Below are 21,981 nucleotides of genomic sequence, written 5' to 3'. Positions count from 1 at the left end.
CGGAAGCTAAGCCTCACAGCGCCGATGGTACTGCAGGGGGGACCCTGTGGGAGAGTAGGACGCCGCCGAACTTTTTTTGGGAAAACCCCCGCACCTTTGGTGCGGGGGTTTTCTGCGTTCCTGGGTGTTTTTTTGGGGGCCCTTCTCGCGTTCTCTTCAGCATTACGACGGCGTCACCAATTTCGTGTCGTACGCCAGGATTACCGCCTGCACTCTGTCCCTCGTTCCCGTCTTCGCGAGAATGCGGCCGACGTGCGTCTTCACCGTCGACTCCGCGAGATGCAGGCGCGAAGCGATCTCCGCGTTCGTCCAGCCCTGGCCTATGACCGTCAGGATTTCGCGTTCCCGGTGTGTGAGTGACGACAGGCGTGGGTCCCCCGCCGGGTCGGCGGAAGCCGTGCCGGACGCCGGCAAGTGGTCCGCGTACGCGTCGAGGAGCCGACGGGTCAGGCTCGGGGCCACCACCGCGTCACCCGAGGCGACCGCGCGGATTCCGGAGAGGAGCTCCTCGGGGAGCGCGTCCTTGATGAGGAACCCGGACGCTCCGGCGCGGAGGCCCGCGTACGCGTACTCGTCGAGGTCGAACGTGGTGAGGATGAGGACGCGGGTGCGGTCGCCCGACGCGATGATGCGGCGAGTGGCCTCGATGCCGTCGAGTCCCGGCATGCGGATGTCCATCAGGACGACGTCCGGGGCGAGTTCGGCCGTCATACGGACCGCCTCGGTGCCGTTGCCCGCCTCGCCCGCCACCGTCATGTCGTCCTGACTCTCCAGGAGCATGCGGAAACCGAAGCGCTGCATGGGCTGGTCGTCGACGATGAGCACGGTCGTCACGTTGCTGTCTCACTGTCCTTCGGGAGGTGGAGGCGTACCCGCCATCCGCCGGTCGGGCGAGGCAGCGGGCCGGCCTCAAGTGTGCCCCCGTACAGGGCCGTTCGCTCGCGCATTCCCGTCAGGCCACGGCCCTTGCCCGAGGGCCGTGGGCCACCCGCACCCGTGTCCGTGACCTCCACCGTCACCCCCTCCTCCCCGTACGTGACGTCGACCGCCGCCGTCGCGCCCGGGCCGCCGTGCTTGAGGGTGTTCGTGAGGGCTTCCTGCACAACGCGGTAGACCGTGAGCTGGCGGCCCGCGGGGACCGTGTCGGGGCTGCCGTGGACCGTGGTCCGCACGGGGAGGCCCGCCGCCCGCACGCCGTCGATCAGCTGGTCCAGGTCGGTCAGGGCCGGCTGCGGGGCGAGCTCGGCCGGGGCCGGGGCGTCGTCGCGCAGGACGTCCAGGAGGCGGCGGAGTTCGCCGAGGGCCTGGCGGCTGGTGCTGCCGATCGCCTCCAGGGCCTGCGCCGCGCGCTCGGGGGACTTGGCCGCCGCGTACGAGCCGCCGTCCGCGAGGCCCGTGATGACGGACAGGTTGTGGCCGATGATGTCGTGCATCTCGCGGGCTATGCGCGTGCGTTCGGCGGCCGCGGCGAGCTGCGCCTGCTGGTCCCGCTCGACCTCCAGCTGCCGGGCGCGCTCCACGAGGGCCTCGGTGTAGTCCTGGCGGGCACGCACCGCGATGCCGAGCAGGGCGACCATGGTGTACGCCCACAGGTTCGGGATGATCTGCTGGTCCCAGCTGTCCTCGGGGTAGCGGACCGCGCCCACGACGAGCGGGACCGTCATCATCAGGCCCGCCCGGCCGAGCGTCCGCAGAGACGGCCGCATCGCGATGCTGAAGAGAACGAGCATCTGGATCAGGGCGGCCTGCAGCATGGCCCCGCTCCAGTTGCTGACCACGGCCGTCGCCACCATCACCGCGAGGACCGCCATCGGGTGCCGGCGGCGCCACAGCACGGGCAGCGAGAGCCCCACGGTCATCAGGAAGACCAGCCAGCCCGGAACGTCCGTGTTGGGCGCGGTGTTGCGCCAGCCGCCGCTCGCGTCGATGAGAGCGGCACCCACGCAGAACGCGGTCACCAGGAGGTCCCAGACGAGCGGGCGGCGCCTGTCGAAGGCGCGCACCCGCTGGGTCAGTCGCTGGAGGAACTGGGCGAGGGGGTGCGGCACGGGCACGGCTTTCGGCACGGCTTTCGGCACGGTCACGGCCTCATCCTCGTACAGGAATGATCAGTTGGGACCTCACGCGTCACAGGGGCTCATACGTCACGTCGCTTGAGCAGCGTGGTCGCCGCCGCCATGATGGCCGCCGCCCACAGGGCGAGCGTGAGGACGGCCGTGCCGGGCGCGATGGTGTTCTCCACGCGCGCCACCGAGCCGAGGGAGCTCGCGGCCTGTGCCGGGAAGTACCTCATGGCGGTGTCCACGGCGCCGAAGGGCAGCATCGACAGGACCTCGGGCAGGATCAGGACGGTCGCGACGAACGCGCCGATGGCACCGGGCACCGAGCGGAACAGGGCGCCGAGGCCGAGCGCGATGAGGCTGAGCAGGGTGAGGGCGACGGCGCTGGTCGTGAGGGCGCCGAACACGCCGGAGTCGGTGAGAGCGAGCTGTTTGTCGGTGTCCGACAGCCAGATCTGGGCGACGAGGAACGTTACGAGGTTCGTCGCGAGGGACAGGGTGAAGGCGACCGCCGCGAAGACGCCGGCCTTGGACCAGAGGACGGGGACCCGGCGCGGGACCGCGGCGAGGGAGGAACGGATCATGCCCGTCGAGTACTCGCCCGCGGTGACGAGGATGCCGAGGACGGCCAGGCAGATCTGGGAGAGCTGGGTGCCGAAGAGGGTGAAGACGATGGTGTCCACGTCGGCGTCGTCGCCGTCGTAGGTGGCGCCCATGGTGATGCCGACCGCGAGGACCAGCGCGCTCGCGGTGATCAGGGTGATCCACGTCGAACGGAGCGTCCACAGCTTGTGCCATTCGGAGCGGATGATGCCCTTGGTACTCAGGCGGTAGGAGGTGGCTGTGCGGTCAGCGGGGGCAGTGGGGGGCGCGGTGAGGCTGGTGCTCATGCCGCGGCTCCTTCCGAGTGACGGGTGGCGGGGGTGCCGGGGGCCCCTGGGTTACCGGGGGTTCCTGGGCTACCGGGGGCTCCTGGGGTGCTTGTGGAGGCGACGTAGTCGACCGAGTCCCGTGTCAGGTCCATGAACGCCTGCTCCAACGACGCCGTCTGCGGGGTCAGTTCGAAGAGCGGGATGCCGTGGGCCGCGGCGGTGCGGCCGATGTGCTCGGCGTCGGTGCCGCGTACGTCGAGGACGCTCGGGGTGTCGCCGGAGATCCGTACGCCCGGTCCCGCGAGCAGTTCGGTCAGGCGGCCTGCCTCGGGGGACACGACCTTGACCGCGCCGGAGCCCGACTCGCGTACGAAGCGCTCGACGGTGGTGTCGGCGAGGAGCTTGCCGCGGCCGATGATGATCAGGTGTTCGGCGGTGAGCGCCATCTCGCTCATGAGGTGCGACGAGACGAGGACCGTACGGCCTTCCGCGGCGAGGGACTTGAGGAGGTTGCGGATCCACAGGACGCCCTCGGGGTCGAGGCCGTTGACCGGCTCGTCGAGGATCACCGTGGCCGGGTCGCCGAGCAGGGCGGCCGCGATACCGAGGCGCTGCCCCATGCCGAGGGAGAAGCCCTTGACGCGTTTGCGGGCGACCTCGTGGATGCCGGCCAGGTCCAGGACCGTGTCGACGCGGCTCTTCGGGATGGAGTGGGTGTGGGCGAGTGCCATGAGGTGGTGGTACGCGGAGCGGCCCGGGTGGACCGAACGTGCCTCCAGGAGCGCGCCGACCTCGTGGAGGGGTGCGGGGTGGCCCGCGTAGGCGCGGTCGCCGATGGTGGCGCGGCCGCTGGTGGGTGCGTCCAGGCCGATGAGCATCCGCATGGTGGTGGACTTGCCCGCGCCGTTGGGGCCGAGGAAGCCGGTGACGGTGCCGGGGAGTACCTGGAAGCTGAGGTCGTCGACGGCCTTCTTGGCGGACTTGCCGCCGTAATGTTTGGTCAGTCCGTATGCCCTGATCATGTCTTCGATGGTGGCGTTCGCGGGGGCGCGAATCGTCGGACCGAGGGCGGGAAGTGGGGCCGTCGGGTAGTACCCGGGTACGACGGCGACCCTGAGACGCCCCCTGACAGGGGAACCGGGATGCCCCTTGCCGGGGGAACCTAAGATCACGGCATGGAACACGAGTACGTCGTACGAGCCGTCCGCGCCGACGAGTGGCCGCAGGTCAGGGAGTTGCGGCTGGCCGCGCTGCGGGACCCGGCGGCGCCGGTCGCCTTCCTGGAGACGTACGAGGAGGCCGCGGCGAAGCCGGACTCGTTCTGGCAGGAGCGTGCCGCGAGGGCCGCAGACGGTCCCGCGGTGCGGCAGTTCGTGGCGGAGGACGCGGACGGCGTGTGGGTCGGCTCGGTGACCGTGCTGGTCGAGGAGGCGGGGGCGGACGACGTCTACGGCGGAGTGATCGAACAGCGGCAGGCGCACCTCGTGGGGGTCTACGTGCGGCCCGAGCACCGGGGCGGCGGCGCGACGGACGCGCTGTTCGAGGCGGCCGTGGGCTGGGCGTGGGCCCTGGACGGGCTCGAGCGGGTGCGGCTGTACGTCCACGAGGGCAACCCGCGGGCGCAGGCGTTCTACCGGCGCTTCGGGTTCGTACGCAGCGGAGGGGTCGTTCCCGTGCCGGGGGACCCGTCCTCGCGGGAGTTCGAGCTGGTCCTCAAGCGGCCCTGACCGGCCCGAACCCTCACGGCCGCCGCGTCGGCGCCAGCGGTACGAGTGCTCCGCGCGCGCCGGTTCCGGTGGTTCTGCTGTGTGCGGCGACGTCGTACGCGGGCGGTCTCGCCTGTGTGTGCCGCGTCGCAGCGGGCCGTGGACCGACAGCGCCGGCCCCGCGATGACTCTCGCCCTCGACGAGGGCGAGAGTCATCGCGCCGAAGAGGGTGAGGACGACGGCTCCGGTGCCCGCCCGCCGGGATGCCCAGCGCGGCGAACGCCCTGGTGCGGGCGTGCCCGGTGAAGGTGGCCGCGAGGGGTGGGCCCCGACCTCGGAGTCCGCCCCTGGGGCAGCCCCGGCCCCGAAGTCCAACCCCTAGGTGGGCTCCGGCCCCGAAGTTCACCCCTAGGCCGGCTCCGGCTCCGTCCGTGCGATGAGGTAGCCGAGCTGCGCCCGCGACTGCGAGCCCAACTCCGCCGATATCGCCGCCACATGGCCCGCCACCGTGCGCCGCGACACCCCGAGACGGCGCGCGATGGCGTCGTCCGTGAGGCCGGTGACGAGGAGCTTCATGACCGTGCGGCGGACCTCGTCGACGATCAGCGGCTCGCGGGTGCGCGGGGCGGACGGTTCGGCGACGGGCCGCGCCCGCTCCCAGGCGTCCTCGAAGACGGCCACGAGGTGGTCCACGACGGTGGGCTGCCGGATCTCCACGGTGCCGCGGCCGACGAGGTACGCGACGCTGCCGTCGCACACGAGCAGGCGGCCGGTCAGCTGGTGCAGGGTGCGGACGCCGCCGCCCGCCCGCTCGACGTCCTGGAGGTGCCGCCACTGCGCGGCATGGGTGCGGGCCGCGTGCGGGAAGAGGGCGCGGTGGGCGACGCCTGCCGGGATCAGGGCCTCACCCGTCGGCTGAACGGTCAGGAGTTCCGTACGGCAGCCGCGCACGGCCTGCTCCAGGAGCGCGGTCACGGCGTCCGCGCCGTCGACGACGGTCAGCCAGTCCTGCGACTCGCGCCGCGCGGCCCGGTAGATGGCGTGGACCGGCGAGAATCCGGCGCCGATCGACCTCAGCAACTCCTGCTGGGCGTCGAGCGACTCCCGTACGGGTTGCAGGAGTTCGGATTCCGCGACATTCGGTGAGACCGGCACGAGGACGTCCGGGTCGTCCGGCGGCGGCGTCAGCAGGCCGAGGCGTACGAGGCAGTGGGGCGCCGTCGCGCGCGGCAGACAGCCCTTGACGACCGCGGCCCGGTAGCGGCTCAGGCCTTCGGCGCAGGGGGACTCCGCGGTGTCGCCGCAGCGGCAGCCGGTGCCGGGGCCTTCTGCGTCATCGTGCATCGCACGATTATGCACCGGGTTTTCCAAGGTGGCAGTGGCGTGCAGCGGTGAAACTCGAACCCAGCAAGAGCTGTCGCTTGGGATTCGAAGGAGTAGGAACGTGGTTCATGTGAAGGAAACTCTCGCCCGCAGCACCGTCGTCATCACCGGCGCGGGCAGCGGCATCGGGCTCGCCACCGCCGAACTCGTCGCGCGGCGCGGCGCCCGTGTCGTCCTCACCGACCGCAGCGCCGAGGTGGTGCGCCCGCACGCCGAGCGGATCGCCGAACTGACCGGCTCGGAGGCCGAGTACCGGGCGCTGGACGTCACCGACGGTGCCGCCGTCGAGGAGGTCATGGGGTCCGTCGGCACCATCGACCACCTCTTCACCTGCGCGTCCGGCAGTGTCGTCGCGCCGTTCGAGGAACTCACGGAGGCCGCCGTGCGCCGGTTCTTCGAGGTCAAATGGTGGGGGCAGTACCGGTGCCTGCGGGCCGCGCTGCCGCACCTGCGCAGGGGGACGGGGTCGGTCACGCTCGTCTCCGGGTACCTCTACCGCAAGGCCGACCCGGGCTACTTCGCGTTCGCCGCCGTCAACGGAGCGGTCGAGGCCGCGGTGAAATCCCTCGCCATGGAGCTCGCGCCGCTCCGCGTCAACGCGATCGCCCCCGGCCCGACCGACACGCACGCGCACCTGATGAGCCCCGAGGAGCACCGGGTCTACCGGGCGGAGATCGCGGAGCGGCTGCCCGTGGGGCGTCCCGGCACGGCCGACGAGGTCGCCCACGCGGCGGCGTACCTGATGGAGAACGCGTTCACGACCGGTACGACGCTCGACGTCGACGGCGGCAAGCGCTGACGTACGACCTGATCCGGGGCGGGCACCTACGTCACCGGCAGTTCGCTGTCCGGCCAGCGTGACCTGCCCTGTTCCCGCGACCGGAGCAGAGCCAGGGTCGGCAGGCCGCGGTCCGCCCCGGTGGAGAGCAGCTCCGGCAGCTGGGGCAGCGGAGCCACCGCGGCGACGTCGTCCAGGACGAGCGTCATTGGTGGGTCGAGCCGACCGGAGGATGACCGTGCGGCCATGCGCCGACCGTGCTCGACCACGCTGGAGGCGAGCGCCGTCAACAGGGGCATGGCACCCGGGCCTTGGCGGGACTTGGGATCCTCGATCGCCTCACCCACCACAAAAAGCGTGCCCCCTTCATCGACGAAGGAATCCAGGGAGAGCGCATCAGTTCGGTTTGGCGTACAGGATTCGCGGACGTGGACGGTGAAGAGCGCGCCCAACGCGCGTGCGGTCAACTCCTGCGCGATGTCCCGGCGTTCCGGGTGCGCGGTGAGCGTCGCCTCCAGCTCGCCCGCGGCGCCGGACGCGGCCTTGGGATGCGTACGGAGGATGCGTACCGCCTCCTGCACCTGGTTGCCCTGCGACCAGCGGTGCACGTTCTTCATCGGCTTGTCCGCCACCGCGGCGGCGTGCAGGAAGCTGCGCAGCAGGATCTGGGCCGTGTCGGCCACGGCGACGTCCAGCTTCGAGGCCGGTCTCGTCGGGGCGAGGAGCGCGGCGGCACGGGAGTCCGCCGTCGCCTTGTCCGCGCAGCCCGAGGTGGGGGACCAGTGGAGGCGGGCCGGGGTGTCGCACAGGTGGGAGGGGTCGTAGAGCAGGACGGGACCGAGCTTGGCCCGCGCGTCCTTCGTCTCGGCCCACAGAGTGGGGTCGGAGGTCAGGACGAGCGCGGCACCCTCGGCATCCTGGACGGCCTGCACGGCGAGGGGGCGGCGGGTGGCGGGGCCGCCCAGGATCAGGGGGGACCGGGGGGTTGGGACGGTCGCGGCCGCCGGGACCGACGGGGTGGTGGGGGACGCGGTGGTGGCGGGGGCGCCGACGGGGGACGTTACGGGGGCGATGTACTCGACCGGTGCGGGCGCGGGGACGGGCCCGGGGGGCGCGACAGGTGTGCCGGGTGCGCCGGGTGCGGCCGGGGTGGCCCCCGGAACATGGGCGGTTCCCGGTGGCGGGGCTGGGGACGGTGCCTGGGCGGCAGCCCCGCCGGTAGCCGCACCGGCAGCCGAAGCCGCAACGGGCCCACCGGCCCCGGCAGGCCCAGCGAACCCACCAGGCCCACCAGGCCCGGCAGCCTCGGCGAAGCCGACGGGCGCAGCCGGCCCCGTGAAACCAGCAGCACCAGAAGAACCGGCATGACCAGCAGGACCGGCATGACCAGCAGAACCAATAGACCCAGCAGCTTCAGCAGCCTCAGCGGGCCCACCGGCTCCCTCAGACCCCGCAGCCCCACGAGTACCACCGGTACCACCAGAAGCAGCGGAAGCGGCCGAAACGGCCCCCCACCCAGCAGACCCCGCCGTGCCCGCTGGCCCCTCGGACCCGAGCCCCTCCCGCCGAGCCCTCCGAACGGCCCGCCACCGCGCGACCGTTCCCATCACGAAGACGGTCAAAACGAGCAGCACCATCAGCTGGCCGATGAACAGACCCCAGAACAGGCCGTACCCCGACAGCTGGTCCGCCGGCGTCTCCGGCCACGCGCCCGCCACGTCCTTCGGGTTGCCGACCAAGTGGCGTACCGCGGGCGGCGTATGGCCGAACGAGACCTTCTCCGGCCACGCGCCCCGCGCGAACCGCCCCGCGAGGTTCGTGGCCGACCAGACGAGCACCGTGGCCCCGATCAGGAAGCCCAGGAAACCCACCAGGAGGCCGTCCGGAACCCCGCCGGAGCCGGACCGTCCTCGTCCGCCCCCGTGGGGGCCGCCAGGACCCGCCGGACCCCGCCCGTGCGGGGACCGCCCCCGCTCCCACTCATCCCGCATGCTGCTCCATGTACGCCGCCCGCTCCGCCGCCTCCAGCTCCGCCGCCCGCAGCGCGTCGTCGGCCGGGGCGTGGGGGAGGTCGGCCGACGACTCGGTCATGGCGCGGTCGGTGAAGACCAGCGGCCGTTCCGTCTCGGTGATCAGGTGCTTCACCACCTGTACGTTGCCGTTCACGTCCCAGACCGCGATGCCGGGCGTGAGCGTCGGGATGATCTCCACCGCCCACCTCGGCAGCCCGAGGACCCGTCCCGTGGCCCGTGCCTCGTCCGCTTTCTGGGCGTAGATGGTCCGGGTGGACGCCATCTTCAGGATCGCGGCCGCCTCCTTGGCCGCCGCCCCGTCCACGACGTCGCTCAGGTGGTGGACCACCGCCACGAACGACAGACCGAGCCGTCGGCCGAACTTCAGGAGGCGCTGGAAGAGCTGGGCCACGAAGGGCGAGTTGATGATGTGCCACGCCTCTTCCACCAGGAAGATGCGCTTCTTGCGGTCCGGACGGATCCAGGTGTGCTCGAGCCACACGCCCACGATCGCCATGAGGATCGGCATGGCGATGGAGTTGCGGTCGATGTGGGAGAGGTCGAAGACGATGAGGGGGGCGTCGAGATCGATGCCGACCGTCGTCGGCCCGTCGAACATGCCCCGCAGGTCGCCGTCGACGAGGCGGTCGAGCACGAGCGCCACGTCCAGACCCCACGCCCGTACGTCGTCTATGGCCACGTTCATGGCCTCGGCCGACTCGGGCTCGGGGTGGCGCAGCTGCTCGACGATGTCGGTGAGGACCGGCTGCCGCTCGACGATGGTCTCGTTCACGTAGGCGTGCGCGACCTTCAGCGCGAAGCCGGACCGCTCGTCCAGGCCGTGCCCCATCGCGACCTCGATGATGGTCCGCAGGAGCGCGAGCTGGCCCGTCGTCGTGATCGCCGGGTCCAGGGGGTTCAGCCGGATCCCCATGTCCAGGGCGGCCGTCGGGTCGAGCCGGATGGGAGTTATCCCCAGCTCCTGGGCGATGAGGTTCCACTCGCCGACGCCGTCCTCGCCCTGCGCGTCGAGTACGACGACCTGCCGGTCCTTGAAGCGCAGCTGCCGCAGCACGTATGTCTTCTCCAGCGCCGACTTGCCGTTTCCGGACTCGCCGAGCACCAGCCAGTGCGGTGCGGGCAGCTGCTGCCCGTACAGCTGGAAGGGGTCGTAGATGTAACCCTTGCCGGAGTACACCTCACGCCCGATGATCACGCCCGAGTCGCCGAGGCCGGGCGCGGCCGTCGGGAGGTAGACCGCCTGGGCCTGCCCCGTGGACGTGCGCACCGGAAGCCTGGTCGTCTCGACCTTCCCGAACAGGAAGGCGGTGAAGGCGTCCGTGAGGACGGTCAGCGGATCCCGCATCGCAACAGCCTGCCTCTACGTCGATACCGTCTAGCGCTCGCGCGCTCTAGCGTCGGATGCCGGTCGCGAACGGCAGCGTGTTGACGAAGGCCCTGTGGTGCTCGCGGTCGCACCACTCCAGCTTCAGATACGACTTGCCGGCGGAGGCGCGGATGGTGCGCTTGTCGCGCGCGAGCGCCTCCGGGGAACGGGAAGAGACCGTGATGTACCCGACGAGGTTCACGCCCGCCGCTCCGCTCGCCAGGTCCTCGCCGCGCTGGTCGAGGCGGGAGTGCGAAGCGATGTCGCGGGGGTCGACCGTGCGGTTCATCTTGGCCTGGCGGCTCGCCTCCGCCTCGTCGTTCGTCTTCTCGGTGAGCATCCGCTCGATGGCGACCTCGGTGGGTTCGAGGTCCATCGTCACGGCCACCGTCCTGATGACGTCCGGGGTGTGGACGAGCAGCGGGGCGAGGAAGTTGACGCCGACGGGGGTCATCGGCCACTCCTTCACCCAGGCCGTCGCGTGGCACCACGGGGCGCGGGTGGAGGACTCGCGGGTCTTCGCCTGGAGGTAGGTGGGCTCCATCGCGTCGAGCTCGGCGGGCCAGGCGTTGCGCTTCGTCATCGCCTGGATGTGGTCGATGGGGTGGTCCGGGTCGTACATGGAGTGCACCAGCGAGGAGAGCCGACCCTGGCCGAGGGGCTGCCGCACGCGGATGTCGGCCTCCTGGAGGCGCGAGCAGATGTCGGTGAGCTCGCGCGCCATGACGACGGCGAGTCCGGCGTCCTTGTCGAGCTTCCTGCCGCCTGCCGGGCGGGCCGCGCGGGCCATCGCCTGGGCCTCGGCGGCGAGGTCGCGGGAGTAGTGCATGCAGGCCACGAGGTAGGCGCGGTGCTGCTCGCTGCTGGTGGACACCATGGACTGCAGCTGGTCGTACGACTGCTGGAGCCAGGGCAGCGACCGGTCGTCGCCGCGCACGCTGACGTCCTTGGCGTGCGCGTCGGGGTCGGCGGGCAGCGTACGCGCGAGCATCTGCAGCCGGGTGACGAAGCCGTCGCCGTTCGCCACGTGCTTGAGGAGCGTGCCGAAGCGGTCGACGAGGGCCTCCTGGTCCTCGCTGTCGCGCAGGCCGACGCCGGGCCCCTCGATCTCGATGGCGGCGGTGACGGTCCGGCGGTCGGCGTGCAGCAGCACGGCGATCTCGTCCGGTCCGAAGGGCGCGGCCAGCCAGCTGATGCGGCCGATGCCGGGCGGCGGCCCGACCTCGACCTCCCGGCCGTCCAGCCGGACGCCCGCCTCAGGAACGGCGGACCGGTAGGCGGTGCCGCGCTTGAGGGAACGCTTGTAACTCCGGTTGATCTCGAACCACTTGTAGAACGTCCGGCCCTTGTACGGGACGTACACCGCCGCGATGGCGAGCATCGGGAGGCCGCTGAGCAGCACGATGCGCAGGGAGAGGACGGGGACGAGGAGCCCGCACATCATGCCGAGGAAGGCGCCCACGATGATCAGGGCGATCTCCCCGGTCTCGCGGTTCTTGCCGACGATCGCGTTCGGCCGGGCGCGGCCGATCAGATATGTGCGGCGGGGCGCGACCGGCTGGGACAGGTGGGACTGGGTCGTCAACGCCCTTCACCTCCCGTGCGGTTGGTACTGCTGTTGCGTGAACCGCCGCGGTGGCCCGCGTGCGGGGTGTCCGTCGCGCTGCTGCGCTGCGGAGGTGCGGCGGAGGGGACAGATCCGCCGCCGTTGGAGGAGCCGCCGCCGGTGGATCCGCGGCTGCTGTGGGCGGCGACGCCGCCGCTGGCGGGGTTCGCGGGCCGCGCCTGACTGTTCCCGCCCCCGCCCTGGCCACCGCCCCCGCTGTTTCCGTTCCCGCGGGCACTGTGGGTCTTGATGCCCTGGGAGACGAGGGAGGCGGGGGAGCTGATCACGGCGGCGGCCTTGTTCTCTGCGCCGCGCATGATGCGGTTGTTCCGGGAGTTGGCGATCTCGTCCCCGAAGCCGGGGACGAACCGGTAGATCATGGCGCTCGCGAAGATGGCGAGCAGGATGATCGAGAGCCCGGAGACGACCGCGGAGAACGAGTCGGGCCCGTCGTCGGCGGAGAGCGCGCCGGCGAGACCGAGCACGATGACGATGATCGGCTTCACGAGAATGACGGCGATCATGATGCCCGCCCAGCGGCGGACGTGGGTCCACAGGTTCTTGTCGACGAGGCCCGCGTACACGACGGTGCCGAGGAGCGCTCCTACGTAGAGGAGCGCCGCCCTGATCACGAGCTCGAGCCAGAGCACGCCGGCGGCGAGGATCGACACGAGCGAGACGACGATCAGCATGATCGGCCCGCCCCCGATGTCCTCGCCCTTCTTCAGCGCGCCGGAGAACGTCCCGAAGAACGTGTCAGTCTGACCGCCCGTCGCTTTCGCGATGACGTCCGTGACGCCGTCCGTCGCGGAGACGACGGTGTAGAGGATCAGGGGGGTGAAGGCGGAGGCGAGGACGGTGAGCCAGAGGAAGCCGATGGCTTCGGACAGGGCGGTGGTGAGCGGCACGCCGCGCACGGCCCTCTTCGCGACGGCGAGCAGCCACAGCAGGAGCGTCAGCACGGTCGACGCGGCGAAGACGACGGCGTACTGCTGCAGGAACTCGGGGTTCGTGAAGTCGACGTTCGCCGTCTCCTTCACGGCGTCCGAGAGCTTGTCGACGGTCCAGGAGGCGGCGTCGGCGCAGCCTTTGGCGAGGGAGCTGAGGGGGTCCAGGGAGTCGCCGAGGGGGCTTTCGGTGGGGTAGTCGCCTCCGCCTCCGCCGCCGCCTTCTTGGCCTTTTTCGCAGTACTTTTTGGCGGGGCCCGCGATCAAGCTGCACGGGTTGTCGGGATCCTTCGGCTCCGGGGCAGCGAAGGCACGCGTAGCCGCCAGGATTACGGCTGTCTGTGTGGCCGCGACGACAGCGCCGAGTTGTAGTGCGCGGCGTGGGCTACCGGGCATACGTGAACCCTCCGTACTCCTTGACCGCCTTGCCGATCTCGTCGGCTCCGGAGATGGGGTTGTCGCCACTCACTGGGGTGGGACCGGCACTCTGTCGGGATTCGAGCACCTTCCAGTCCCCCTGGTCCCAGGTCAGCTTCATGGACACGGTGAACCAGCTGCCGGTCACAGGGTTGGTGCTCTTCTCGCCGGTCAGCCCGAACAGCCCACTGCACCAGACATCAACGGTGGCGTTGCCGTCGCCAAAGTTTTTGATCTTGGTTCCTGCAGGGAGTGTGCGGTTCACGAAGGTGCTGCCTGCAGGGGCGCTGCCGTCGTCGTTCAGCCCGATTCGCTTGAGAAACGCCTGCGAGTAATCGGCATCAAAGCCGCGCTGCAGCTTGTCGAACGAGCTCGGAGCAGAGATGGCCCGCACAATTTCGTGCCGACGCGAGGAGTTGAACATGCCGTCGGAACCCAGCGCTGAGGCGTAGTTTGCCGCTGCAGACTCGGCTCCCTGCTCGCTCTTCGCGTAGCCGGAGGGGATCCCGGCGTTCTTGCTCCCTACTGGCTTCTCCCCGGTCGCGGCCGTCGGCGACGACGCGGCCTTGTCCCCGTCATCCCCTCCGGAGGAGGAATCGTCGCCCCCCCGATTGGCGAAGGCGATCGCCGCGATGAGGAGGACCACGACGCCCACGACAGTGACCAGGCTGCGCGAGGACGTGCGTCCGCCGCGCGGGGATCTGCGCACGCCGCCGTAGACGTCGTCGCCCCCGCCCTCCCCCTCGGGAAGCCGCGTCCGGGTCTCTCCCGAGCCGCCGAAGAGGCCGTCGTTCCGGTCGTCGTCGGGACTCATGCCGCGCATGCCCCCTCAACCTCTCGCTGGACCGTCTCGTAGGACACGTATGACGGTAGCCCTGCTGGTTCCCGCGCGGGCGCGGTGTGGTGACTCGACATCAGGGAGTTGCAACCTCAGCCGGTGGGCACGACGGACGGGTGGGGGAGAGGGAGGACAGGGAGAGGAGGAGGGGGACAGGTGGGGGGACGTGGGGGACGTAGGGGATGTGGGGGACGTATTGGGGACGTGGGAGAGGGAACGGCGGGGCTGCGCGGGGGACCGCTAGACCGCCATGCCGTAGACGATCGTGAACAGTGTGCCCAGCGATCCGATGATGAAGACCCCGGTCAGGCCCGCGATGATCAGACCCTTGCCCTGCTCCGCACTGAACGTGTCTCGCAGCGCCGTCGCGCCGATGCGCTGCTTCGCCGCGCCCCAGATCGCGATGCCGAGACAGAGGAGGATGGCGATCGCCATCACGACCTCGATCATCACCCGAGCCTCGTTGCCCAGGCTCCCGAAGGGACCCCAGTCGGGGGCGATCCCGCCGATGATGGTGGTGATGTCGCCCTTTTCGGCTGCCATAAGCATGTGTAACTCACCGCCCCTAGTGGGTTGTTCTGTCACCTCTGCCCACTCGGTGCAGAGGACAGCTCATTGTCGCCGACAATCGGGCCCGCGCATGTCGCCTTGGCGCCATTCGTTGGCTGACTTCGTACGTTTCCTCGTACGCGAGGTCCGGTGACTCTGTGTATCACGCGGTACGACGCCGGGCAATGACGGCCCGGCGTGCCCCTGACCAGGTGTTAAGTAAGTTCGAGCCCGGCGGCGTCGCGTGTCACGAAGGAGCAGTCGGTGTAGCGGTACGCGGCGCTGAGCTTCGCGTCGTCGGCTCGATTGCGTACGCCCGCCCGCTTGTAGAGGAAGTGGTACGCGCCGGCGGGCAGCCGGAGCGTGGTTCTCGGGTACTTCGTGACGCCGGCTCGGCAGGCGGTGTCGCCACGGGTCCTGGTGGCGTAAATACGGCATGACGCGCAGTCCTCCAGCTTGACGGTGCCAGTGGTGGGGCCTGTGTAGAGGAGCTCCAGCGGGCCGGGGCCGAGGTTGGCGACGACCAACTCGACCGTGCCGCCTCCTCTCCCCGAGGCGTGGGCCGGAGGCAGGCGGCGGCCCGCGGCGGGGCGTTCCGCCGCGATCTCCGCCGCGACGGCGATGTCCTCGGCGCGGTCGCGCTTCCCGCTGCCCGGGTACTCCCTGACGAACCCCGTCAGGGTCTCGGCGGCCTTGGTGAAGGCGCCGTCCTTGAACTCGTCGATCCCGCAGGCGTAGACGCCGCGCTCCACCGCGCGGGCGGTGGTCGCGCGCAGGGCGCCGGTCTCGCGGGTGTGGGCGCCCAGGGTGTCGCCGGGGAGCGCGGCGGCGGTCCGGCCGAGGGCGCGGAGCTCGTCGACGCCGGTACAGGGGTCGGGGCCCCCGAGCGCGGCCGAACGGGTGTCGACGGCGGCGCGCAGCGCGGGCCCGACCTTCGCGGCCTGGGCCGACTCGGGGAAGGTGCGGAGGAGTTCGCTCAGCGGCTCTTCGGCGTCGGCCCGGCCGAGGGCGGCGGTCCCGCATTCGTACAGGGAGGTCGCGAGACGGTCGTCGGGCCAGGAGGCGAGGGAGCCGAGGTGTTTCCGCGCGGGGGCGGCGAACGTTCCGGGTACGGTGCGCAGGTGCTCGAGGGGGGTGACGGCGTCGCAGTACCGCCCGGCGGCGTACGGGGCGGCGACGGACTTGTAGTACGCGGTGAGACTGCCGGGCAGCCGGTCCGCCGCCCTCGACTCCGGATGGTCCTCGGCGAGACCCCGGTAGACGCCGAGTGCCTTCTCGTACCGGCGCTCGGTCGCCCCGACGAACGGCCGCCCGTCGAGGCCCGCCACGATCCGGTCGGCCTCGCCGAGGCGGTCGAGGAGCATCCGCTCGACGGCTTCGTCGCGCGCGTCCTCGTACGCGAAGGACCCACCGGCGGGCACGGCCAGCAGCACGACACCGAGCCCGACGGCGACGGACGCCCGCAGCGGTGCGGGGTGCCGGTCGTGAGCGGCGAGGTACGCGCCGTGGACGGCGGCGAGGAGCAGCAGTACGGCGTATCCGACGAGTACACCGCCGGGGACGCCGTCGACGTCGGCGGGCAGCGCGACGAGGAGCAGGGCGGCGGTGGCGGTGCAGGAGAGGAGGGCGAGGAGCGTGAGGGGTGCGAAGGGTGCGGAGGATGCGGAGGCGCGTCGGCGGAGGAGGAGGTAGCCGAGGCCGAGGCCGGAGAGGTTGAGGAGGGCGGTGGCGAGGGCGTAAGGCCTGTTGGGGGGTGGGGATGGGGGTGGGGGCGGCGGAACCGGCGGCATGGCCGGGACGGGCGGCAGCGGTGTGACGGGTGGCAGCGGTGCGACAGGCGGCAGCGGTGGGATGGGCGGCGTCGGTGGAACCGGTGGGGCGAACTCTTCAGGACGGCGGTCCTCCGGGGGGTGGCGGTGACCCTCCGGACGGTCCCGGTCCGATGCGTTCATCGGCGGCTCCCCCCGGCCGTGTCGCTGCGCCGTGGGCGGCCGCCGGAGCGTGCAGAGGCCGCGTGACGCCCAATTCACCCACCATCGAGGTTGATTGGGGTCACGTCAATCGCCGGAAGCGGAACGGCGTGAACCCCTGCGGCCAGGTCGTTTCACCTGGCCACAGGGGTCACAGACGTACGTCGGGGCGTACGTCGTGCGTGCCCTCCGGGTGTGCCCGGGCCATGTCTCGGCCCGCGGGGGTCTCAGCCCGCGGGGGAGTCGCTGACCGTGCCGACCGGGCTGATCGACAGCTTCGGGCCGCCGGAGGGGGCATCGGGGTTGTCCACGGGGAGGGAGCCCGCGGGCCAGGCGATGGTGACGGTCTTCGTCTCGTTCGGCGGCGTCACCAGGATCTTGGAGACGCGCACGCCGGAGCCACCGCTGTTGTTGACGGGGAACGTGATGTTGAAGGCGGCGGATTCGCCGTCCTTGAGGACGCCGGGGGTGGGCTTCTCGCCGTTGCGGTTCACGGACAGGGTGTCGCCGGTGGCGGTCTTCAGGTCGACGCCCGCGTAGCCGTTGATGGTGCAGTCGCGGCCACCGCCGTTCTTGAACTGGACGGTGACGACGCCTTCCGTCTTGTCGGTGCTGTTGTCGACGGCGGTGACTTCCAGTTCGTCGCTGCGGCAGATGCCGGCCTTGCCATCCGTGGTGGAACCCGTGCCGGCGCCGGTGGCCTTGCCGCTGTCGTTGCCGCCGCTCTTGCCCTCGCTGCCGCCACCGCTGTCGTTGCCGCCGCCGTTGCCGGAGGTGCCGCCGCCGGTCCCCTGCCCCGACCCGCTGTCCGAGCCGCCGCTGCCGCCCGCCGTGGAGCCGGCGGCGGAGGCGGCGGACCCCGCACCCGTGCCGCCGGTGTCGTCTCCGTTGCAGGCGGTCAGGCCCAGCGTGCTGATCAGTGCGAGACCGGCGAGCAGGGTCTTGGTGGCATGCGTGTGCTTCATGAGGGGTCCCCGTGAGGTGGTGTGGGCTGGGCTGTACGAGGCCGGGTCGTTCGGCCTGCTCCACAGCGAAGCGGGTGCCTGCGGGGCGGGGCAAGGAGTGCCGGACGATCAGGGACGCTGGAACGCTTACATGGGCCCTGACCTGCGTAAACGTCCGATCCCTGGAATGCCGCGGTGGGACGCGACGGGTGCGGAGGTCAGCGTTCGCCCGCGGGAACGCCGTACCAGCGCCAGGCGGTTCGGCGCGGCCGGCCGGGCAGGGTGCCCCGCCCCGTGGCCCACAGGAGGACGTCCCACGGCCCGGCGTCGTCACCGCCCGCCCGGGTGTCCGCCCCGGCGCCCGTCCCGTCCACCACGTCGGGGAAGAGGCGATGGAGGACGCGGTCGCAGAGGTCGGCGGGGGGAGCCCAGAGGTGACCGATGCCGAGCCCGCCCGCGATGTCGTACGTGTGGACCAGCGTCTCCACGATCCCCATCGCGGCGAAGCCCTCGGGGTCGGAGGCGCCCCAGCCGTGGTGGGCGCGGACCGTCGGGGGCGTGGTCGCGACCATGCCGGTGAGCAGGGCACCGCACGACTCCAGGACCTGCAACAGCCCGGCGACACCGGCCTCGCGGTCGGCGAAGGTGACGTTGGAGGGGCCGCCGTGCCGCCGCCGGTACCAGAGGAAGGGCACCTCGGTGTCCTGCGGCGGCTGCTCGGGCCCCAGCTGCGCGGCGTACGCGAAGAGGTCGTCCGCGAGATGCTCGACGGTCTCCCAGCAATCCCACTCCAGGCCTCCGGCCTTGCTGCTCCAGTCGGCGTCGGCGGGGGCTTCACGAAGGACGGCCACGGCGAGACGTACGGCGGCGGTGACGTCTTCGGCGGTGACGGGGGCGAGCTCGGGGGCGGCGGTGTCTTCGGTGTCTGGCATGGCGGGACGGTAGCAGCGGGGGTGTGGGTCGTGACCAGTGGTTTTCGGCGCCGGGGAAGCCCCGCCGGAGGAAGCCTCGCTGGGGGGCGGGAAGCTCCGCTCCCCGCCGGGGGAAGCTACTCCCCTAGTTCTGCTCCGCCCGTTCCGACTGCCGCGGCCCCGCCGTCGCCGAGGCCAGGGCGCCGACCGCCCAGAGCAGTACCGCGGTGATCATCGCGGGAGTGTGGGTCGACGGGTGGAGGGACCAGGCCCAGGGCTCGGGGGTGTTGTCGCTGCCCACCCCGAGGAGCAGCGTGGGCCCGAACATGGCCAGGGGAAGCAGCCAGGCCAGGCCGCTCCCGAAGAGGCGGGCGCTGAGCATGCCGAGGCCCAGGTAGCCGATGACGTTGCGGGCGGCCGAGACGAAGACCTCGGTCGTGGTCCCGGCCAGGAGGGGCAGGGCGGTCAGGCCCAGGGCGAGGACGAGGAGCGTGACCAGGTACAGCGCTCTGTGGCGGGTCATCGGCTGGGCCGATGTCTGTTCCAGGTCGGCCATGGGGGAGAAGAGCGTCGTGGCCAGGATCACCGCGTGGGCGAGCGGGACGATCTCGGCCACCGGGACGCTGAAGTCGACCAGGTAGCGGAATTCCGGTACCGCCACGCGCCGGCCCGCGAACGCCGTCGTCGCCAGGGCCACGAGCAGGGCGACGCCTGCCGCGCGGGGCAGGCCCCGGCAGCGTACGAAGGAGAGGACCGGGGTCAGGCGGGTGTCGGTGGGGCTGGGGTGGGAGCGGGGGTTCGTAGGGGGCATCGAGGCGCTGTCGATTCGCTCGGGGGCGGCTTTGGGAGCTGCGGCAGCTACGGGAGTTCGGGGACCGGCCTGCACGCGCGGATGTCGTCGGCCGCCGCCTCGATCCACCGGTCCTGCTTCGCGCGCGGAGCGTCGGTGATGCGCTCGAGGGCGCGGCCGAACTCCTCCCCGTAGTACTCGCCGGGGGCTCCGATGCGGGCGCGTACGGCCGCTTCGAACAGGAACGTGTCGGGGTAGCCGCCGGCCGACTCGAGGAGGTGCGGTGCGCACTTCGACGACGTGGGCTGGGGGAGGGCCGCCGAGAACATCGCGTCGGTCAGGTCGTCCTTGGTCGCCGCCGGTGACATGAGGGGGAGTTCGGCGGTGGCGCCGGACGGGCGGTCGAGGCCGTCGGCGTAGAAGGCGCGGTTGAGTCCGGAGAGGGAGCCGAGCCCGGAGTCGACGGTCCGTACGGCGGCACGGGCCTGGGGCAGCAGGTGGCGGTCGTCCGGCCACAGGCACGCCTTCGTACGGCCGCTGGTGGTGCAGAGCGGCTGCGCGGGCTGCTCCTTGCGCACGGCCCAGTACGAGTCGGGCACCGGCGTACGGAAGGCCACGAGGGTGCCGCCCGCGACGAGCGCGGCCATCGTGAGCGCGCCGAGCACGACCGGGCGGGGCGCGAGGGCGGCGCTGCGCCAGAGCGCGGGCAGCGCGGTGAGGACGAGGCCGAACGCCAGGCACCAGGCGACGGCGACGAGCATGCGCGTCGTGTTGGGTTCGAACTCCGAGCTCCAGAACTCGTCTATCGCGGGGAACAGCTTGTCGAGCGGGGTGTCGGGGACGAACGCGACGACGACGAAGAGGCTGTACCAGAAGACGCCCGCGAAGGGTGCGACCACGCGTGACGGCAGGGCCGAGCCGATGGCGACCCCGACGGCGATCTCCAGGCCCATCATGCCCGCGCCGAGCAGCAGGGGCGTCCACGCGGGTTCGCTGACGTCGCTGACTCCGGCGGTGCGGGAGAAGGCGACGGCGATCAGTACGGCGTACGCGAGCAGCGCCCAGAGCCAGGCCGCGAGCCAGAGCAGCAGCGACTGGGCCCAGCCGCCGCGGGCGGCGGTGTCGGCCCAGAGCCGGGTGCGGTGGCGGAAGGCGCGGCCCGCGCTCCAGGCGGCCGCGGCGCTCATCACGGAGCCCATCACGATGACGGAGAAGAGCTGGACCTGGAGGCTGGTCTGGGTCCACCAGCCGATCCAGTCGCTCTCGTCGGGGCTTTCCGAGGTGAAGTAGTAGACGCCGACGGCGCCCATGAGCGCGGCGGCCCACTTGGCCTCGCCGCGGCGCATTTCGGTGAGGAGTACGCGCATCAGCCGGCCACCGCTTCCGTGCCGGCGAGGTGCAGGTATCCGGCTTCCACGGCGCTCCCGTCGATGTCCGCCCCGGTGGCCCCCGCGTCACCGGTCTCGCCGGAGGGCAGGGCGCACAGCTCGGCGACCGTGCCGGTGAAGCGGACCGTGCCCTCCAGGAGGACGGCGACGCGGTCGCACACGTGGGCCACGTCCTCGGCGAGGTGGGTGCTCATCACCACCGCGCAGCGGTCGCCCAACTCCTTGATGAGTTTGCGGAATCCGACGCGCTGGGCCGGGTCGAGGCCCACCGTCGGCTCGTCGAGGAGGACGAGGGAGGGTTCGTTGACCATGGCCTGGGCGATGCCGACGCGGCGCAGCATGCCGCCGGAGAGGGCACCCATCCTGGCGCCCGCGTGCTTCTCCATCTGGACCAGGCGCAGCGCCTCGCGGGCGCGTTCGCGGCGCTGGGCGGCGGGCACCTTGCGCAGCCACGCGGCGTACTCGGTGAACTCCAGGACGGTGAAGCGTGGGTAGTACCCGAAGGACTGCGGCAGCACCCCGATCTGCTTGCGCAGCCGCTGTACGCGGGTCCGTCCCGGGGTCTCTCCCAGGAGGGTGACGTCGCCGGACTTCGGTCTGCGGGCCGTGCTCAGCAGCGACAACAGGGTGCTTTTTCCCGCCCCGTTGGGTCCCAGGAGGCCGGTGACGCCGGCGGGGAAGGTGAGGGAGACGTCGTCGAGGGCGGTCGTCGAGCCGTACTGGACGGTGACGCCCGCGACCGCCGCGACCGGCTGGGAGCCGGTCGCGGCGGCGCTGTGGGGAGTGCTCACGTGATTCCTGAGTCCTGAATCCTGAGTTCGAATCAGTTCTGGGCGTTCACGTAACCGTAGGCCCGGCTGCCGGGGATACCGGCCCAGGTGGCCTTGGTGTAGTACTTGCCGCCGGTGCTGGTGCCCTTGTACGCGCCGCAGCCGTAGCCCTGCTTGTAGCTGCGGGACGTGCTGGCGATCTTCGGGTCGGGGCGGAAGCTCTTGTCCTGGTAGATGTACGCGCTGAACGTACGCGTGTCGTTCACCGGCACATCGCCGCAGGCCTTGGCGTGGCCGCTGCTCTTGCCCTTCCAGCGGTCACCGTCCTCCTTGCTCCCCGCGGTGGAGAGGGCGAACGGCAGCCGGCTTCCGCTGATCTCCGCGGCCACCGCACCCACGGCAGGCACGCTGATGGCAACCGCCGTCAGCGCACCCACGATCGCGAGCTTGCGCTTCCCCGTAAAACGCTTGCGCATGAACTCTCCTAAAATCACGACGAATTGGTCGTAACTGCTTGGTCGCCGATCATGCTAGGTGCGGACGCTGACACTCCGTAGGTCATTAGTTCGAGTGTGTACATGATCACTACTGGGGCGAAGTGCGTGGCGGTGCTTGATCACCGGTAATTGGCCTGATATCGGCGCCCGGAGGG

The 21,981-nt window shown here is 71.3% G+C and carries 20 protein-coding genes and 1 rRNA gene; 3 read left to right on the top strand and 18 right to left on the bottom strand.

The genetic code is table 11. The features are described 5' to 3' along the window. Positions 1–71 (top strand): 5S ribosomal RNA (gene rrf / locus AC07DO_RS21185); the annotation flags it as partial. A 91-nt stretch (positions 72–162) separates the two neighbouring features. Here the strand turns inward: rrf and AC07DO_RS21180 are convergent. Genes AC07DO_RS21180 through AC07DO_RS21165 form a run of 4 tightly spaced genes read right to left on the bottom strand, consistent with a single transcriptional unit; the run spans position 163 to position 3,954 of the window. Further along, a complete protein-coding gene (locus AC07DO_RS21180; protein ID WP_479061575.1) occupies positions 163–834 on the bottom strand; it encodes a response regulator in 672 nt (223 codons plus the stop codon). Beyond that, positions 831–2,084: a sensor histidine kinase gene (locus AC07DO_RS21175; protein ID WP_479061574.1), complete on the bottom strand. Its 1,254-nt coding sequence runs from the start codon at positions 2,082–2,084 to the stop codon at positions 831–833. Before AC07DO_RS21175 ends, AC07DO_RS21180 begins: the two co-directional genes overlap by 4 nt. A gap of 53 nt (positions 2,085–2,137) precedes the next feature. After that, positions 2,138–2,950: an ABC transporter permease gene (locus tag AC07DO_RS21170; RefSeq protein WP_479061573.1), complete on the bottom strand. Its 813-nt coding sequence runs from the start codon at positions 2,948–2,950 to the stop codon at positions 2,138–2,140. Continuing rightward, on the bottom strand, positions 2,947–3,954 hold the full coding sequence (locus AC07DO_RS21165) for an ATP-binding cassette domain-containing protein (protein ID WP_479061572.1): 1,008 nt from the start codon (positions 3,952–3,954) through the stop codon (positions 2,947–2,949). The genes AC07DO_RS21170 and AC07DO_RS21165 overlap by 4 nt, the downstream gene beginning before the upstream one ends. Positions 3,955–4,107: 153 nt before the next feature. On the opposite strand from AC07DO_RS21165, the gene AC07DO_RS21160 reads away from it, so the two are divergent. After that, complete coding sequence (locus AC07DO_RS21160; RefSeq protein ID WP_479061570.1) at positions 4,108–4,659, top strand: GNAT family N-acetyltransferase; 552 nt, start codon at positions 4,108–4,110, stop codon at positions 4,657–4,659. A 388-nt stretch (positions 4,660–5,047) separates the two neighbouring features. Here AC07DO_RS21160 and AC07DO_RS21155 read toward each other — a convergent pair whose 3' ends face one another. Further along, on the bottom strand, positions 5,048–5,983 hold the full coding sequence (locus AC07DO_RS21155; protein ID WP_479061569.1) for a helix-turn-helix transcriptional regulator: 936 nt from the start codon (positions 5,981–5,983) through the stop codon (positions 5,048–5,050). A 100-nt stretch (positions 5,984–6,083) separates the two neighbouring features. On the opposite strand from AC07DO_RS21155, the gene AC07DO_RS21150 reads away from it, so the two are divergent. Continuing rightward, a complete protein-coding gene (locus AC07DO_RS21150) occupies positions 6,084–6,821 on the top strand; it encodes an SDR family NAD(P)-dependent oxidoreductase (protein ID WP_479061568.1) in 738 nt (245 codons plus the stop codon). A gap of 26 nt (positions 6,822–6,847) precedes the next feature. Here the strand turns inward: AC07DO_RS21150 and AC07DO_RS21145 are convergent, their stop codons facing one another. The 13 genes from AC07DO_RS21145 to AC07DO_RS21085 all read right to left on the bottom strand — a co-directional run bounded on the left by AC07DO_RS21145 (position 6,848) and on the right by AC07DO_RS21085 (position 21,805). After that, positions 6,848–8,674, bottom strand: a complete 1,827-nt coding sequence (locus tag AC07DO_RS21145) for a type IV secretory system conjugative DNA transfer family protein (RefSeq protein ID WP_479061627.1) — start codon at positions 8,672–8,674, stop codon at positions 6,848–6,850. Positions 8,675–8,780: 106 nt separating this feature from the next. Beyond that, positions 8,781–10,178 carry an ATP-binding protein gene (locus AC07DO_RS21140; protein WP_479061566.1) on the bottom strand — a complete coding sequence of 466 codons (1,398 nt, stop codon included), beginning with the start codon at positions 10,176–10,178 and terminating at the stop codon, positions 8,781–8,783. Positions 10,179–10,224: 46 nt separating this feature from the next. Continuing rightward, positions 10,225–11,784 (bottom strand): SCO6880 family protein, encoded by a 1,560-nt coding sequence (locus AC07DO_RS21135; protein WP_479061565.1) that lies wholly within the window; start codon positions 11,782–11,784, stop codon positions 10,225–10,227. Then, complete coding sequence (locus AC07DO_RS21130) at positions 11,781–13,148, bottom strand: energy-coupling factor transporter transmembrane component T family protein (RefSeq protein ID WP_479061564.1); 1,368 nt, start codon at positions 13,146–13,148, stop codon at positions 11,781–11,783. Before AC07DO_RS21130 ends, AC07DO_RS21135 begins: the two co-directional genes overlap by 4 nt. Then, a complete protein-coding gene (locus tag AC07DO_RS21125; RefSeq protein ID WP_479061562.1) occupies positions 13,138–13,983 on the bottom strand; it encodes a DUF8175 domain-containg protein in 846 nt (281 codons plus the stop codon). The genes AC07DO_RS21130 and AC07DO_RS21125 overlap by 11 nt, the downstream gene beginning before the upstream one ends. Before the next feature lie 264 nt (positions 13,984–14,247). Then, a complete protein-coding gene (locus tag AC07DO_RS21120; protein ID WP_055570172.1) occupies positions 14,248–14,556 on the bottom strand; it encodes a hypothetical protein in 309 nt (102 codons plus the stop codon). Between the two features lie 215 nt (positions 14,557–14,771). Beyond that, positions 14,772–16,346: a hypothetical protein gene (locus AC07DO_RS21115; RefSeq protein ID WP_479061560.1), complete on the bottom strand. Its 1,575-nt coding sequence runs from the start codon at positions 16,344–16,346 to the stop codon at positions 14,772–14,774. A 407-nt stretch (positions 16,347–16,753) separates the two neighbouring features. Then, the gene (locus tag AC07DO_RS21110) at positions 16,754–17,491 is read right to left on the bottom strand and encodes a DUF4232 domain-containing protein (protein ID WP_479061559.1); all 738 of its coding nucleotides are present in this window, start codon (positions 17,489–17,491) and stop codon (positions 16,754–16,756) included. 197 nt (positions 17,492–17,688) lie between these two features. After that, positions 17,689–18,402: a hypothetical protein gene (locus AC07DO_RS21105; RefSeq protein WP_479061557.1), complete on the bottom strand. Its 714-nt coding sequence runs from the start codon at positions 18,400–18,402 to the stop codon at positions 17,689–17,691. 124 nt (positions 18,403–18,526) lie between these two features. Then, entirely contained in the window at positions 18,527–19,192 is a 666-nt protein-coding gene (locus AC07DO_RS21100; RefSeq protein WP_479061556.1) for a hypothetical protein, read from the bottom strand. A gap of 47 nt (positions 19,193–19,239) precedes the next feature. Next, positions 19,240–20,538, bottom strand: a complete 1,299-nt coding sequence (locus AC07DO_RS21095; protein ID WP_479061554.1) for a hypothetical protein — start codon at positions 20,536–20,538, stop codon at positions 19,240–19,242. Beyond that, entirely contained in the window at positions 20,538–21,350 is an 813-nt protein-coding gene (locus tag AC07DO_RS21090) for an ATP-binding cassette domain-containing protein (RefSeq protein ID WP_479061552.1), read from the bottom strand. The genes AC07DO_RS21095 and AC07DO_RS21090 overlap by 1 nt, the downstream gene beginning before the upstream one ends. A 32-nt stretch (positions 21,351–21,382) precedes the next feature. Next, complete coding sequence (locus AC07DO_RS21085; RefSeq protein ID WP_479061550.1) at positions 21,383–21,805, bottom strand: hypothetical protein; 423 nt, start codon at positions 21,803–21,805, stop codon at positions 21,383–21,385. Between the last annotated feature and the right edge of the window lie 176 nt (positions 21,806–21,981).

Source organism: Streptomyces sp. NPDC045678 (genome assembly GCF_056432085.1).
Note: the sequence above shows the minus strand (reverse complement) of the source record. Positions and strands in the feature narration are given on the sequence as shown.